This window comes from Xanthomonas sp. CPBF 426 (assembly GCF_903989465.1).
In the GTDB taxonomy this organism is placed as follows: domain Bacteria; phylum Pseudomonadota; class Gammaproteobacteria; order Xanthomonadales; family Xanthomonadaceae; genus Xanthomonas; species Xanthomonas euroxanthea.
In genome coordinates this window covers 2,926,988-2,941,066 of the sequence record NZ_LR861805.1, presented here as the reverse complement: position 1 = coordinate 2,941,066, position 14,079 = coordinate 2,926,988, and the positions used below count along the sequence as shown (strand labels likewise).

14 protein-coding genes are annotated in these 14,079 nt (G+C 64.3%); 10 read left to right on the top strand and 4 right to left on the bottom strand.

Going from position 1 to position 14,079, the window contains the following annotated elements:
• Positions 1-92: 92 nt before the first annotated feature.
• From H7A87_RS12540 to H7A87_RS12530, 3 genes are all read right to left on the bottom strand, one after another.
• Positions 93-1,139: a DUF2272 domain-containing protein gene (locus tag H7A87_RS12540; RefSeq protein ID WP_180496669.1), complete on the bottom strand. Its 1,047-nt coding sequence runs from the start codon at positions 1,137-1,139 to the stop codon at positions 93-95.
• A gap of 62 nt (positions 1,140-1,201) precedes the next feature.
• The gene (gene nadC / locus H7A87_RS12535) at positions 1,202-2,086 is read right to left on the bottom strand and encodes a carboxylating nicotinate-nucleotide diphosphorylase (protein WP_180496667.1); all 885 of its coding nucleotides are present in this window, start codon (positions 2,084-2,086) and stop codon (positions 1,202-1,204) included.
• Positions 2,083-2,352 carry a Trm112 family protein gene (locus tag H7A87_RS12530; protein WP_104648003.1) on the bottom strand — a complete coding sequence of 90 codons (270 nt, stop codon included), beginning with the start codon at positions 2,350-2,352 and terminating at the stop codon, positions 2,083-2,085. The genes nadC and H7A87_RS12530 overlap by 4 nt, the downstream gene beginning before the upstream one ends.
• Positions 2,353-2,410: 58 nt before the next feature.
• Here H7A87_RS12530 and purE point away from each other — a divergent pair, with 58 nt between their 5' ends.
• Positions 2,411-2,914, top strand: a complete 504-nt coding sequence (purE, locus tag H7A87_RS12525) for a 5-(carboxyamino)imidazole ribonucleotide mutase (RefSeq protein WP_104581975.1) — start codon at positions 2,411-2,413, stop codon at positions 2,912-2,914.
• Positions 2,911-4,068 (top strand): 5-(carboxyamino)imidazole ribonucleotide synthase, encoded by a 1,158-nt coding sequence (locus tag H7A87_RS12520; RefSeq protein ID WP_119128543.1) that lies wholly within the window; start codon positions 2,911-2,913, stop codon positions 4,066-4,068. The genes purE and H7A87_RS12520 overlap by 4 nt, the downstream gene beginning before the upstream one ends.
• Before the next feature lie 129 nt (positions 4,069-4,197).
• On the opposite strand, the gene H7A87_RS12515 is transcribed toward H7A87_RS12520, so the two are convergent.
• Positions 4,198-4,776 carry a Fe-Mn family superoxide dismutase gene (locus tag H7A87_RS12515; RefSeq protein WP_104581977.1) on the bottom strand — a complete coding sequence of 193 codons (579 nt, stop codon included), beginning with the start codon at positions 4,774-4,776 and terminating at the stop codon, positions 4,198-4,200.
• Positions 4,777-4,897: 121 nt separating this feature from the next.
• On the opposite strand from H7A87_RS12515, the gene grxD reads away from it, so the two are divergent.
• The 8 genes from grxD (at position 4,898) to H7A87_RS12475 (ending at position 14,077) form a co-directional block, all read left to right on the top strand.
• Positions 4,898-5,218, top strand: a complete 321-nt coding sequence (gene grxD, locus H7A87_RS12510; protein WP_006450539.1) for a Grx4 family monothiol glutaredoxin — start codon at positions 4,898-4,900, stop codon at positions 5,216-5,218.
• Complete coding sequence (locus H7A87_RS12505; protein WP_119128544.1) at positions 5,215-5,958, top strand: SDR family NAD(P)-dependent oxidoreductase; 744 nt, start codon at positions 5,215-5,217, stop codon at positions 5,956-5,958. The genes grxD and H7A87_RS12505 overlap by 4 nt, the downstream gene beginning before the upstream one ends.
• Complete coding sequence (locus H7A87_RS12500) at positions 5,955-6,554, top strand: YhgN family NAAT transporter (RefSeq protein WP_064508074.1); 600 nt, start codon at positions 5,955-5,957, stop codon at positions 6,552-6,554. Before H7A87_RS12505 ends, H7A87_RS12500 begins: the two co-directional genes overlap by 4 nt.
• Before the next feature lie 453 nt (positions 6,555-7,007).
• The gene (locus H7A87_RS12495; protein WP_119128545.1) at positions 7,008-10,253 is read left to right on the top strand and encodes a TonB-dependent receptor; all 3,246 of its coding nucleotides are present in this window, start codon (positions 7,008-7,010) and stop codon (positions 10,251-10,253) included.
• Positions 10,254-10,358: 105 nt separating this feature from the next.
• Positions 10,359-11,744, top strand: coding sequence for a nucleotide 5'-monophosphate nucleosidase PpnN (gene ppnN / locus H7A87_RS12490; protein WP_104647998.1), 1,386 nt, complete (start codon positions 10,359-10,361; stop codon positions 11,742-11,744).
• Between the two features lie 181 nt (positions 11,745-11,925).
• The gene (locus H7A87_RS12485; RefSeq protein WP_119128546.1) at positions 11,926-12,441 is read left to right on the top strand and encodes a Tfp pilus assembly protein FimT/FimU; all 516 of its coding nucleotides are present in this window, start codon (positions 11,926-11,928) and stop codon (positions 12,439-12,441) included.
• On the top strand, positions 12,438-12,914 hold the full coding sequence (pilV, locus tag H7A87_RS12480) for a type IV pilus modification protein PilV (protein ID WP_119128547.1): 477 nt from the start codon (positions 12,438-12,440) through the stop codon (positions 12,912-12,914). The genes H7A87_RS12485 and pilV overlap by 4 nt, the downstream gene beginning before the upstream one ends.
• Positions 12,911-14,077, top strand: coding sequence for a PilW family protein (locus H7A87_RS12475; protein WP_115047010.1), 1,167 nt, complete (start codon positions 12,911-12,913; stop codon positions 14,075-14,077). The genes pilV and H7A87_RS12475 overlap by 4 nt, the downstream gene beginning before the upstream one ends.
• The last annotated feature ends 2 nt before the right edge of the window (positions 14,078-14,079 follow it).

Sequence of the window (14,079 nt, the reverse complement as noted above, 5' to 3'; positions counted from 1 at the left end):
GAAGCCTGGTGTGGTCGAACCTTGGCCAGGGCTTCGCTTCCGTACCCTCACCCCAGCCCCTCTCCCGACGGGAGAGGGGCTTCGAGCCTTGCTTACCCGGGCTGCTGGGTCGGCGCGGGCTGTGTTTCCGGACGCGGTGGCACGACGCGTGGAAAACCCGGCGGCATCGTTGCGGGCAAGGTGGTTGGCGAAGGCAGTGGCTGGACCGGCGGAGGCGCGGTCATCACCGCATCCGGGCGCAGCTTCAACAGGGCCGCCCAGTCGCGTCGATTGAAATCGCAGAGTTCTTCGTGTGCCGGCGTGCACTCGCTGGCGATGCCCAGGCCGTCCTCGCTCTGGTCCTGGCTGCCGTCAGACCGCGGTGCCGGCAATACCACGCGGCCGGCGCGGTCCAGCGGCATCTTGCGCATCATCACCGTGTTGAACACATTGCCGCCGATCAGGTACAGGGTGCGATCGCCACCGACGTTGGCGGCGATCACCACGTCGCAATGCGATTGCCACGGCATCGGCGAGCTGCCGCCAAGCCCGGCCCTGAGGCCGGCGTAGCCCAGCGCGACACTGCGCCCGCGCAACAGGCACAGCAGATCGCCGGGAGCGGGCTTCTCCACTGCCGGGTCGGTGAACTGGTAGGGCCCACTGGCGCCATCGTTGTAGGCGCTGCGGATGTAATCCAGATGGCGTGCAGAGCGATGGAAGCCGCTCAGGCCGGCCTGTGTCATCACCCAGGAGATGAAGGCAGCCGACCACGGGTTGTCGACCAGGAACGCACGGCAATCGCTGGCGGTGTAGCGCGTGCCATCCAGTGCCGCGCAGCTCGACGCGCCCGGGCGGCCGCCCATCGATGCGAGCGTGCCGCTGTCGCGCCAATAGCCTGCCACGCGTTGCCACGCGACCACGCCATGGTCGGCGAGATAGCCTGATTCGGCTTCGGTCACGCCCAGGCTGGCCAGACGCCCCTTGGCATCGATAAACGGGCGTTGCCACAAGCGATGCTCGTTGCAGGCATTGCGCACGATGGCGATTGCAGCAGGGCTGGTGCCGAAGCGTGGCGGCACGTCGCAGACTTCCGCGGCGGCCGCGGTGCCGCCCCATGCGGCCAACACCAGACAGAGCCACGGCCAAGGTTTTACAGTCATCGCAGATCCTGCACAGAACAATCGCAGCAGGCTGACAGAGCCGGCTGCGGGCACGCGTGAAATCAGTGCGGCGGCGGGCCGAGTTTGAGCGACAGATCGACGGCGTGCACGTGCTTGGTAAGCCCGCCGATGGAGATGCAATCCACGCCATCGGCCGCAATGGCGGCAATGCCGGCCAGATCCACGCTGCCGGAGACTTCCAGCGGAATGCGTTGGTCGCGCGGCAGGGCGGCAACGATGCGCACCGCCTCGCGCCGCAGTGCCGGGTCGAAATCGTCGATCAGGATGCGCGTACACCCGACCTGCAAGGCCTCGCGCAGCTGCTCCAGGGTTTCCACCTCCACCACCAGCGGCAACTGTGGTTGCTGCGCACGTGCGGCATGCACGGCGGCGCTCAAGGAGCCGGCGGCGCGGATATGGTTTTCCTTGAGCATCACCGTGTCGAACAGCCCGATGCGGTGATTGTCGCCGCCACCGCAACGCACGGCGTATTTCTGCGCGGCGCGCAGGCCCGGCAGCGTCTTGCGCGTATCCAGGATGCGCGTGCCGGTGCCGGCCACGGCAGCGACGTATGCAGCGGTGGTGGTGGCGGCAGCCGACAGCGTCTGCAGGAAGTTGAGCGAGGTGCGCTCGGCACTGACCAGGCTGCGGCTGCGGCCATGCAGCAGCGCCAGCACCGTGCCGGCGGCAACGTGCTGGCCTTCGTGTACCTGCCAGTCGATACGCACCTGCGGATCGAGTGCGCGGTGCGTGGCGTCGAACCAGGGCCGCCCGGCGATCACGGCATCCTGCTTGCACAGCAGGTACGCGCTGTCTGGCTGATCGGGCAACAACGCCGCAGTCACATCGCCGCTGCCGATGTCCTCGGCCAGCGCGCGCGCCACATCGGCATCCACCAGCGCGGCCGGCGGCGCCTCCGGCACGGCCGTGCTTGCGGAAGACGTCACTTTTCGGGGAAGTCGGCGATCTGCGCTGTGCCGATCGCTTCTTCGGCCAGCAGCACCGGAATGCCGTCGTCGACGCGGAAGACCTGCTTGCGGTCGCGTGTGATCAGCGCCTCGCGCAGCGGCTGTGTCTGCGCCGTGCCGTCGGCACGCTGCAGGGTTCCGCCGGCGATGGCGGTATTGAGTGCCTCCAGGCCCTTGCCGTCGAGCAGCGAGAGCGGCTGGCGGGTGTCGGGCGAGCACAGCAGGTCGAGCAGTTTGCGATCCATCGAAGTCTTGTCTTGCGTGGAAGATGGCTAGAATACGTCTTTACCGCAGGGCAGGGCCATGACCTCCAACCACTCCGCGCCGCTGGTCGGCATCGTGATGGGTTCCCGTTCCGATTGGGAAACCATGCAACACGCAGCTCAGAAGCTCGATGCGCTGGGCGTGCCGTACGAAGTCAAGGTGGTCTCGGCGCACCGCACACCGGACGTGTTGTTCAGCTATGCAGAGCAGGCGGGCGACCGCGGCCTGCGCGCGATCATCGCCGGCGCCGGTGGCGCAGCGCACCTGCCCGGCATGCTGGCGGCCAAGACGGCGGTGCCGGTGCTCGGTGTGCCGGTGCAGTCCAAGGCGCTCAACGGCATGGATTCGCTGCTGTCGATCGTGCAGATGCCGGCCGGGATTCCGGTGGCGACGTTTGCGATCGGCAACGCCGGCGCGGCCAATGCGGCCTTGTTCGCCGCTGCGATGCTGGCGCCGGAGCAGGCGCAGATCGGTCAGGCACTGGCGCAGTTTCGCGCCAGGCAGACCGACGATGTCATGGCCAGCGACGACCCGCGCCAATGACCACGGTTGGCATTCTGGGTGGCGGCCAGTTGGCCCGCATGCTGGTACTGGCCGGCGCGCCGCTGGGCTTGCGGTTTGCGGTGTTCGACCCGGCCGCCGATGGCTGCGCAGGGCAGGTGGCGCCGCTGCAGGCAGGCGCCTTCGACGACACCGCCGCGCTTGCCGCATTCGCCGCACACGTGGATGTGATCACCTTCGATTTCGAAAACGTGCCGGCTGCCAGCGCGCAGCAATTGGCCGCGCAGGTGCCGGTGTTTCCCAGTGCTGCCGCGTTGGCGGTGGCGCAGGACCGGCTCAGCGAAAAGACCCTGTTCCGCGAGCTCGGCATTCCGGTGCCCGCGTTCGCCGCCATCGACGACCGTGCGGGACTGGATGCCGCGTTGGCCCGTATCGGCACGCCGTGCGTGCTCAAGACGCGCCGCTTCGGTTACGACGGCAAGGGCCAGTTCCGCATCAAGACGGCGGCCGATGCCGATGCCGCGTGGGACGCGCTCGGCGCGCAGGCCGCCAAGGTCGGCCTGATCGTGGAAGCCTTCGTACCGTTCGAGCGCGAGGTCAGCGTGGTGGCCGTGCGTGGGCGCGATGGCGAGTTCCGTGCCTGGCCGCTGACCGAAAACTGGCATGTGGACGGTGTGCTCTCGGCCAGTCTTGCGCCGGCGCATGTGGATGCCGGGTTGCAGGCGGTGGCAGAGGCGCATGCGCGCGCGATCGCCGAGCGCGTGGACTACGTGGGCGTCTTCGCGCTCGAGCTGTTCGTGCGCGATGGCCAACTGCTCGCCAACGAGATGGCGCCGCGCGTGCACAACTCCGGGCACTGGACCATCGAAGGTGCCGAGACCTCGCAGTTCGAAAATCACGTGCGTGCGGTGCTCGGTTTGCCGCTCGGCAGCACCGCGATGCGTGGACATGCCTGCATGCTCAACTGGCTGGGTGCGATGCCGGATGCTGCCGCATTCCTGGCGGTGCCCGGTGGGCACTGGCACGACTACGGCAAGCAATCGCGCGGGGGCCGCAAGGTCGGCCATGCCACGCTGCGCGCCGAGACGCCGCAGGCGCTTGCGCAGGCAGTGGGCGACGCAGGCACCGTGCTGCGGCGTGAGGCACAGGTCGGTCCGGTGCTTGCGCGCTTGAGCGAAGGGTCATTCGCAGAATGAGCGTTGGCGCCGCTACGACCCGGCGCACGCGCAGGGTCGCAGCGGAGCTGGACCGCGGTGCGCGATGCCGCCGGGTGCGCCGTCGCAACCAGTCAATTGGACGTTGACCTGTTGCAACCGCGCAAGCGGCTAGCCCAGCCGGCTGGCCACGAAGTCCCAGTTGATCAGCTTCCAGAATGCGTCCAGGTATTGCGCGCGGTCCTGCCGGTAGTCCAGGTAGTACGCATGCTCCCAGAGGTCGCAGGCGAGCAACGGCGTGTCCGGGCCGGTGAGCGGCGTTGAGGCATTCGGCGTGGCGACGATCGCCAAGGTGCCATCCGGCCGCTGCACCAGCCACACCCAGCCCGAGCCGAAGGTGCCCAGGGCGACGCGGTTGAATTCCTGCCTGAAGTGCACGAAGTCGCCGAATGATTTGGCAATGCGGTCGGCCAGCCGGCCCAGCGGCTCGCCGCCGCCACGTGGGCGCAGGCACTGCCAGTAGAACGTGTGGTTCCACACCTGCGCAGCCAGATGGAACAGCGTGCCCTGCGCCTGCGCGATGATGTCTTCCAGCGTCAGCTCGGCGAACTCGCTGCCTTCGATGCGTGCATTGAGCCGATCGACCTCGCTGCGGTAACAGACGCCGTGGTGCGCCTCCAGGGTGGCGGCGGAAAGATGCGGCTCCAGAGCGGCGCGGGAGTAGGGCAGTGCAAGGTGTTCGATCGGCATGATGGCAAGGGCAGCGAAGGGAGTACGGCGACAGGTCGCGCCGAGGGCTTACAATGCGCGCCTTTGCGGAAGTCTATCCGACCCGGCGGTCGGGCCTGCCGCTCCCAGTCAGGAGAGTCCAATGCCGGTGATGGAACGGATCCAGGCCGAAGTCGAACAACACCCGATCGTGCTGTTCATGAAAGGCACCCCGCAATTTCCGATGTGCGGTTTTTCCAGCCGCGCCGTGCAGGCTCTGGTCGCTGCCGGCGCCGATCAGTTGCGCACGGTCAACGTGCTCGAAGAGCCCGAAGTACGCGCCAATCTGCCACGCTATTCCAACTGGCCGACCTTCCCGCAATTGTTCATCCACGGCGAGTTGATCGGCGGTTGCGACATCACGCTGGAACTGTTCGAGGCCGGCGAGCTCAAGCGCATTGTCAGCGAGGCCTACCAGCCGTGAGCCTGGCGCAGGCCCAGCCCGACGCGCCGGCGCTTGCCGGGCGCGTGGTGCTGATCTCCGGCGCAGCGGGCGGTCTTGGCGCAGCCGCTGCGCAGGCATGCGCAGCGGCCGATGCGACCGTGGTGCTGCTGGGCCGCAAGCTGCGCCCGCTGGAGCGCGTCTATGACGCCGTTGCCAAGCTCGGCCCGGAGCCGTTGTTGTATCCGCTGGATCTGGCCGGCGCCACGCCGGACGACTACGCCGCGCTGGCGCAACGGCTGCAATCCGAGCTGGGTGGCTTGCACGGCCTGCTGCACTGCGCTGCCGACTTCGCCGGCCTGACCCCGGCCGAACTTGCGGCACCTGCCGACTTCGCACGCAACCTGCATGTCAATCTCACTGCGCGCGCCTGGTTGACCCAGGCCTGCCTGCCGCTGTTGCGGCAGCAAGCCGATGCGGCGGTGGTCTTCGTCGTCGACGACCCTGCACGCGTTGGCCAGGCCTATTGGGGCGCCTATGGCGCTGCCCAGCATGCGCAGCGTGGCCTGCTCGCCAGCCTGCATCACGAAACCGTCGCCGGCCCGGTCCGCATCAGCGGACTGCAGCCCGGCCCGATGCGCACCGCCTTGCGCGCGCGCGCCTTTACCCATCAGGAAGACAGCGACGCGGTGGACCCCGCGCGCTATGCGTCCGCCTGCGTCACCTTGTTGTCCATGGCAGGTGCTTCGCACCGCGGTGCGATCTGGAGCCCTTCCGCATGACCATTCTTTCGGCGGCGCTGCTGCTGTTCCTGATCCTCGACCCGCTGGGCAACATCCCGGTGTTTCTCAGCGTGCTCAAGCCGCTGCCACCGAAGCGGCAGCGCTTCGTGCTCGCGCGCGAGTTGCTGATCGCCTTGTGCGTGCTGATGGCGTTTCTGTGGGGCGGCAAGTACGCGCTGGAGCTGATGCACCTGCGCCAGGAATCGGTGGCGATCGCCGGCGGCATCGTGCTGTTCCTGATCGGCATCCGCATGATCTTCCCGCGTCCGGAAGGCCTGATGGGCGAGATCCCCGATGGCGAGCCCTTCATCGTGCCGCTGGCGATCCCGCTGGTGGCCGGCCCGTCCGGGATGGCGGCGGTGATGCTGATGGGCAGCAACGAACCCACCCGGCTGTGGGATTGGAGCCTGGCCTTGATGATCGCCTGGATCGGCGCTTCGTCGATCCTGGCCTCCGCACCGTTGTTGTACAAATTGCTCGGTCATCGCGCACTGACCGCGATCGAGCGCCTGATGGGCATGTTGCTGGTGGCCATTTCGGTGCAGATGTTCCTGGATGGCCTGGGGACGTACTTCAAGCTGCCGGTATCGATCTGAGCCGGTCGGTGATAGGTGGGCAGGGGAGTGGAGCGATCTGTGACACTGCCTACTGAGAATCTGAAGCCACGCCACTGACGCGTAGCGGTGCAAGCCGCTGGCGGCGCCGGGGTGCCTCTGTAACAAGGGTCTTCGACAGCCCTTGCCGCGCTTTCGGGCCAAATGAGCCCTGTTTTCGATAAAACGGCTCAATAGCGCGACACCGGTCGCAGATGCCGCGCGACGTTGCGCAAGCTGGTGTTTACGCCTTCACATGCGAAGTTCATGTTGCACTGCGCGAACTTTGTCACGCCGCCGTCACAATCAGGCCTTAGCGTGTTAATCTGTTGTTAACCGTTGCGGCAGCAACCGCCGCGCGGCGAGGGACCCCAGATCATCGGCAGCCCACCCCCGGGAACGGTTGGGCTGACTGCGCCTTTTTGTCACTGCCCAACCTGTATCGAGGCTACCGAAATGACCCACCCCCGTTGTCTTCGCATGTCCAAGCTGACGCTTGGCCTTGTTGCCGCGCTCGCCGCCGCCCCCGTGTTCGCTCAGAGCACCTCTGCCGGCGTCGCTGGCCTGGTTACCAGCAGCGGCGGTCAGCCGGTGCCGAATGCCGAAGTGACGATCACCCACGTCGAATCGGGAACCGTCAGCCGCGCCACCACCGATGCCAGTGGACGCTACAACGCGCGCGGCCTGCGTGTGGGCGGGCCGTATACCATCACCATCACCAAGTCGGGTGAAGGGACGAAGACGGAAGAGGGCGTGTACCTGAACCTCAATCAGGTCAATAGCGTCGACGCATCCCTGGGCGGTGACGTGACCACGCTGGGCGCGGTGCAGGCCATCGGCGGCGATTACGGCTCGGCGCTGTTCAGTGCGAACAAGATGGGCACCGGTACCAATGTGACCCGCGAGCAGATCGAATCGCTGCCCTCGATCAACCGTAACCTGCAGGACTACGTACGTCTGGATCCGCGCGTGGCGCAGACCGACAAGGCGCGTAATGAAATTTCCGTGGGCGGCCAGAATCCGCGCTTCAACCTGATCCGTGTCGACGGTATCAGCACCAACGACGCGTTCGGCCTGGAATCCAACGGCTTGCCGACGCCGCGCCAGCCGTTCTCGATGGATGTCATCGACGAAATCTCCGTCGACGTCGCCAACTACGACGTCACCATCACCGGCGCCACCGGCGGCGTGATCAATGCGGTCACCAAGTCCGGTACCAACGAGTTCCACGGTTCGGTGTACGGCACCTACCGTGAGAACGATTGGTCGGGCAAGAACCAGAACGATATCCGCCCGCAGCTGTTCGATAACGAAACCACCTACGGCCTGACCCTGGGCGGCCCGGTCATCAAGGACAAGCTGTTCTTCTTCGCCAACTACGAAAAGTACAAGGGCAAGGGCGTGTTCACCGGAGCCTCCGGCTACGGCCCGATCGGTTCTGGCGCGAGCAACATCGTGCAGATCCCGCAGGCGGACATCGATCGGATCATCGACATCTCACGTAACGTCTACGGGTTTGACCCGGGAACCCTGGCGCTGCCAGCGCTGGATTCGGATTCGGAAGAAAAGGGCTTCAAGCTTGACTGGAACATCTCCGACAAGCATCGCGCCTCGTTCCGTTATGGCGAGAGCGAGCAGAGCACTGCCAACCTCAACGGTTTCGGCAATCAGGCGCTGTCGCTGAATTCGTATCACTACGTGCGCGACTTCAGCCTCAAGACCTATACGGCCCAGTTGTTCAGCGATTGGACCGACACCTTCTCGACCGAAGCCAAGGTGTCTTACCGCGACTACTCGGCAGTGCGTACTGCTGCATCGCAGCTGCCGGCCGTTGCTGTGCGGATCAATAACAACACCGTCAACCTGGGCACCGAGCAGAGCACCCAGGCCAACGAACTGCGAACCGAAACCTGGAACGCCTTCTTTGCCGGCACGTTGTTCTTGAACGATCACACCGTCAAGTTCGGCTTCGACTACGAAGACAACGATCTGTTCAACCTGTTCGGCCAGCGCGTCTTCGGTTCCTACACGTTCAACTCGATTGCCGACTACGCTGCCAATCGCCCGCTGAACTATCGTTATTCGCGCTCCAACAGCGGCAACATCGACGACATCGCGGCCAACTGGGGCATGCGCAATGTCGGCGTGTTCTTGCAGGACACCTGGGCCGTCAATAACAACCTGACGCTGACGTTCGGTGTGCGTTATGACGAGCCGATGGTCAAGAACAGCCCGGCCTACAATGCAACCGCATCGACGCTGTTCGGTTTCCGCAACGACCAGACCATCGACGGCAACGGATTGTTCGAGCCGCGCTTCGGTTTCAACTACACCTTCGACAGCGATCGCCCCACCCAGTTGCGCGGCGGCGTGGGCCTGTTCCAGGGGGCCGCGGCAACCGTGTGGTTGTCCAACCCGTACTCCAACACCGGCCTGGCGTACACCGATTACAACTTCTCCAGCCAGACACTGGTGAACACCAATGGCATTCGTTTCACGCCTGACATCAATAACCAGCCGATCGGTAATGGTTCGTTGAATGGCGCTACGCAGTCCGTCGATTTCGTCGACAGCAAGCTGGGTCAGCCGTCGGTATGGAAGGCCAACCTGGCATTCGATACCGAGCTGCCCTGGTACGGCATCGTGGCATCTGCCGAGGCGGTGGTGACCAAGGTCAACGAGGCGATCTACTACCAGCAGCTCAATCTGGGCAATACCAGCCGCGTGGGTCAGGATGGTCGTAACCTGTACTGGAATACTGCAGGCTTGAATCCGGCCTGCTGGCTGGACGACGGCCGTAATCCGACCGGTGCAGGCGCCCCGGCTGCTTGTGTGCGTGGCACTGCATCCGTGGTCGATGCGCGCGGCTCGCGCGATGGGCGCTTCAACGATGCCATCATCGCCCGTCCAACCGATAAGGGCGGCAGCGAGAGCTTCACCGTCGGCCTGAACAAACCCTTCAATGGCGGCGACTGGTCGTGGGGCTTGTACTACACCTACACCGACGCCGACGAAGTCAGCGGCCTGACCAGTTCGACCTCGGGTTCGCAGCTGGGCAACAATGCTGTCTTCCAGGCCAACGAAAATGTTGCCTCGACCGCTGCGTACGAAGTGAAGAACAGCATCCTCGGCACCTTGAACTGGAAGCATGCGTTCTTCGGCGACTACGAGACCAAGTTGGGCCTGATCTACCAAGGCCGCAATGGTCGCCCGTATAGCTATGCGTTCGACAACGACGCTAATGGCGACGGCCGCCTGAACGACCTGTTGTATATTCCGGCCGGCCGCGGCGATGTGCTGTTCGGTACCGCTCGAGAAGAACAGGCGTTCTGGAACTACATCGAAGGCAACGAGTATCTGGCTGCCCGCCGTGGTCAGGTGGCCGAGCGCAACGGCGCGCGCAACTCCTGGATCAACCAGTTCGACCTGCACATCGAGCAGGAGATCCCCGGCTTCTTCAAGGACAACAAGGCCTCTCTCTGGCTTGACGTCATGAACGTCGGCAACCTGCTGAACAAGAAGTGGGGCCGTGTCGAAGAGTACGGCTTCCCGGGCATGCGTGGTGTCGTGGAATACGGTGGTGTCGATGCGGCCAGCGGCAAGTACGTGTACCGCTTCAATACCCCGGACCAGTCCACGGTCTACGACGATCGCGGCATCTCCCGCTGGGCGCTGCAGCTGGGCTTCCGTTACCAGTTCTAAAGCTGGCTAGCGTGTCGAAGCTTGCAAAAACGGCCGGGTTCTCCCGGCCGTTTTCTTTTGTGCGGGTGAGTACGCTAAAGTTCTGAGATACGACAGGAGCAAGCTATGGAACTCAGCAGTACGGCAGCACGGGCGCTGCCGGTGGTGGATGCGCGGATCTATCCGCGTGGTGGCCTGGACGTATTGTCCAAGGCGGAAGTGGCGCGTCTACGCGACGCCTCCAGCGGCGGCATGCACGAGCTGTTGCGCCGTTGCGCGCTGGCCGTGCTCACCAGCGGCAGCGCGTCGGACGACCCGCGCGCCGCGCGCGACCTGTATCCGGATTTCGATATCCAGGTGAACCAGCAGGACCGTGGCATCCGTATCGATCTGAGCAACGCACCGGCGATGGCCTTTGTCGATGGCGAGATCATCCGCGGCGTGGCCGAGCTGCTGTTCGCCGTGGTGCGCGACCTGGCCTACATGGCGATCGAGCTGGAAGCCCAGCGCGGGGATCTTGATACCAGCGAAGGCATCACCAACGCCGTGTTCGGCCAGCTGCGCAACGCGCGCATCCTGCAGCCGTCGGACCCGAACCTGGTCGTGTGCTGGGGCGGCCATTCCATCTCGCGCGACGAATACCTCTACACCAAGCAGGTGGGCTACGAGCTGGGGCTGCGTGGCCTGGACATCTGCACCGGCTGCGGGCCGGGCGCGATGAAGGGCCCGATGAAGGGCGCCACCATCGCGCACGCCAAGCAGCGCAAGCATCACACGCGCTACATCGGCGTGACTGAGCCGGGCATCATCGCCGCCGAGTCGCCGAATCCGATCGTCAACCACCTGGTGATCATGCCGGACATCGAAAAGCGCCTTGAAGCCTTCGTCCGCATCGGACACGGCATCCTGGTGTTTCCGGGGGGCGTCGGCACGGCCGAGGAAATCCTCTACCTGCTCGGCATCCTGCTGCGCGAAGAGAACGCCGACCTGCCGTTCCCGCTGATCCTGACCGGCCCGACCATTGCCGCGCCGTATTTCGAGCAGATCGACCGCTTCATCCGGCTCACCCTGGGCGAAGCTGTCGCTTCCCGCTATGAGATCATCGTCGGCGACCCAGTCGCCGTGGCGCGTCGCATGGCCGAAGGCATCCACCAGGTACGCGCGCACCGCAAGGAACAGAAGGATTCGTACTACTTCAACTGGTCCGTGCACATCCCGCTCGAGTACCAGCAGCCGTTCGAACCCAGCCACGAGGCCATGGCCGCCCTCGACCTGCATCACGGCCGCCCAGCGCCCGCGCTGGCCGCCGACCTGCGCCGTGCCTTCTCCGGTATCGTCGCCGGCAACGTGAAGGAAGACGGCATGCGCCGCATCGAGGAATTCGGCCCCTTCGAGATCAATGGCGACCCGGACATCATGCAGGCCCTGGACGAACTGCTGCGCGGCTTCGTCGAACAGCGCCGGATGAAGATTTCGGGCGATTACCGGCCTTGTTATCGGGTAGTGACCTAAGGCCTTCTGGATGTAGACCACCATTCTGGAGAAGGGAAAAGCCGGGCTGGGTACGAATCCTAGGCCCGGTTCGTCCCCCACGCGCACGCCGACAACCCTAAAACGACCGCTTGTCCCCCCACTGCTTGTTCTTGAGGGGGTCGTCGAAGCATCTTGGTCAGGTCACGCTGGGGAGCGTCCAATGTCTTTTCGCCGATCTACCGGCTTCACACTTGTGGAATTGATCATTGCGATCGCCGTGTTGGCGATTTTGCTTACGATCGCGCTTCCAAGCTTTCGTGGAGTAATACGCTCCAATCGCGTAGCCAGTAGCGCCAATGAGACCCTCGGGCTGCTGTCTCTCGCGCGCAGTGAGGCGATACGCAATCGCCGAGGTGGTGGGGTTTGCGGTAGCGCATCGGGGACCGCATGCGACAACAACTGGGGGAGCGGGATGCTGGCTTGGGCGGATACCGACGGAGATGGAGCCTTCAAGGGTGGCGACACCGTCTTGCGTTTCGTCTCAATTGACCCGTCGCTAAGCAATTCCGGTCCGTCCGGCGCAACGATTGCATTCGATGGACGCGGGCGCAGGGTCGCGTCGACAAATCAACAGATTACGTTGCAACCGATGACCTGCGATGGGCAGGCGCTGCGGCGCACCTTGTTCGTCAATGCCGCCGGCCAGATCACGTCTCAGAAGAGCTCCTGTCAATGATGCGTCTCCGTCCCTTCGTTTCGCCCTCTCGCGCCAAGGGATTCAGTCTGCTTGAGGTGCTGGTCGCCATCGTCGTACTGGCATTTGGCTTGCTTGGCTTTGCGCTGTTGCAGACGGCCAATGTGCGGTTCGTACAGAGTTCCAACTACCGCACCCAGGCAACCAACCTGGCGTATGACCTGATGGACCAGATGCGAAGTAATCGCTTCCAGTCTGCCTGGTATACCGATGCCACCTTTGCCGCAAATAGCGTGACCGCGGCCAGTTGCAGCCGACCTCTCGGAAGCGTGGCCATCGCTGACAATATCGCGCGCTGGAAATGCCAGGTCGTGCGCGCATTGGGCGAAGATGCCAGCGCAACCGTTCTCAATAACAACGGCCAGGTCACCGTTGGCATTAGTTGGGGAGACCAGCGCTGGGACGCCAATAATCCCAACGCCCAGACCACCTTTACCCTGGTATCGCAGCTATGACGCGGCGGCCTTCTTCCAAGCGTGTCGCTGCGGGCATCAGCCTGATAGAGATGATGATCGCCATGGTGATCGGCCTTGTGCTGATGCTGGGAGTCATCCAGGTCTTTTCTGCCTCGCGTACTGCATCGATGCTGGCTGAAGGCAGTGCGCGCGCACAGGAAAACGGACGTTTCGCCATGGATTTCCTCCAGCGCGACATTCGCATGGCCGGGCATTTCGGTTGCGTCAACGACCAGGCGCATTTTGTGCGCGGGGAGGGCGACCCGGTGGTCACTACCGGCGCGGCCAGCGGCTCGGGTCATCCGCTGGATTTCAGCATCAGCGTGCAAGGCTACGAGGCACCTAATACGACGCCTCCCGGCAGCCTGAAGCTTGGAGATAACTGGGCAGTACCAGCGAATCTGCCAGCATCGATCACCAAGCTCAATCCGCGCGGCGGCAGCGATATCCTGGTTCTGCGTTTCCTTGCTCCGGAAGGCGTGCCAATCACAACGTTGACCACAGGCAGCAACAGCGTCGTGGGCTTCAATGCCTCGGCCGGATTGCGTTTGACAGAGGGGGGGCAGGCGGCTCCGAGCCTGTTCGGGGTTGCGGACTGCGCCCATGCCACGGTGTTTAAGGGTACCTATGCCAGCGGCCAAGTCACTGCCACAGGAACCAATCTGTCCAATTACTCCACCCGTCCCAGCGGCCAGGCAATGCTCTATCGCGCCGAATCGCTGGTTTACTACGTCGGTACATCGACGACCTCGGGCGAGCCTGCGCTGATGCGTGCACGGTCCAATGGTGTCGACGACTATGGCACGCCGGAAGAGTTGGTCGAAGGGATCGAGAACATGCAGCTGCTGTTCGGTCTCGATCAGACCGTGAACATGTCCAATACCTCGCCCCCGTTGGGAAACATCAGCACCCAGGCGATCGCGAGCGACGTATCCACTGCGGTCGATGCCACAGCTGCTGGCCAGTGGAGACGGGTCGGGCAAGTTCAAGTTGGCATCCTAGCGCGCAGTCCCGCACCTTCCACAGCCGAACGCCCGGCAACTGCGTTGAATTATCCCAGTGCATTGGGCGTTTCGTTTGCGCCGCCCGCCCAGACGGATGGCCGCTACCGAATGACCTACGAATCCACGATCGCCTTGCGCAATCGTCTGTTTGGGAATTGATC

What these genes read in the sequence shown, in the direction of transcription:
- H7A87_RS12540 (WP_180496669.1), bottom strand. Translation starts at nt 1,139, where the DNA reads ATGACTGTAAAACCTTGGCCGTGGCTCTGTCTGGTGTTGGCCGCATGG.
- H7A87_RS12530 (WP_104648003.1), bottom strand. Translation starts at nt 2,352, where the DNA reads ATGGATCGCAAACTGCTCGACCTGCTGTGCTCGCCCGACACCCGCCAG.
- purE (WP_104581975.1), top strand. Translation starts at nt 2,411, where the DNA reads ATGACCTCCAACCACTCCGCGCCGCTGGTCGGCATCGTGATGGGTTCC.
- H7A87_RS12520 (WP_119128543.1), top strand. Translation starts at nt 2,911, where the DNA reads ATGACCACGGTTGGCATTCTGGGTGGCGGCCAGTTGGCCCGCATGCTG.
- H7A87_RS12515 (WP_104581977.1), bottom strand. Translation starts at nt 4,776, where the DNA reads ATGCCGATCGAACACCTTGCACTGCCCTACTCCCGCGCCGCTCTGGAG.
- grxD (WP_006450539.1), top strand. Translation starts at nt 4,898, where the DNA reads ATGCCGGTGATGGAACGGATCCAGGCCGAAGTCGAACAACACCCGATC.
- H7A87_RS12500 (WP_064508074.1), top strand. Translation starts at nt 5,955, where the DNA reads ATGACCATTCTTTCGGCGGCGCTGCTGCTGTTCCTGATCCTCGACCCG.
- H7A87_RS12495 (WP_119128545.1), top strand. Translation starts at nt 7,008, where the DNA reads ATGACCCACCCCCGTTGTCTTCGCATGTCCAAGCTGACGCTTGGCCTT.
- ppnN (WP_104647998.1), top strand. Translation starts at nt 10,359, where the DNA reads ATGGAACTCAGCAGTACGGCAGCACGGGCGCTGCCGGTGGTGGATGCG.
- H7A87_RS12485 (WP_119128546.1), top strand. Translation starts at nt 11,926, where the DNA reads ATGTCTTTTCGCCGATCTACCGGCTTCACACTTGTGGAATTGATCATT.
- pilV (WP_119128547.1), top strand. Translation starts at nt 12,438, where the DNA reads ATGATGCGTCTCCGTCCCTTCGTTTCGCCCTCTCGCGCCAAGGGATTC.
- H7A87_RS12475 (WP_115047010.1), top strand. Translation starts at nt 12,911, where the DNA reads ATGACGCGGCGGCCTTCTTCCAAGCGTGTCGCTGCGGGCATCAGCCTG.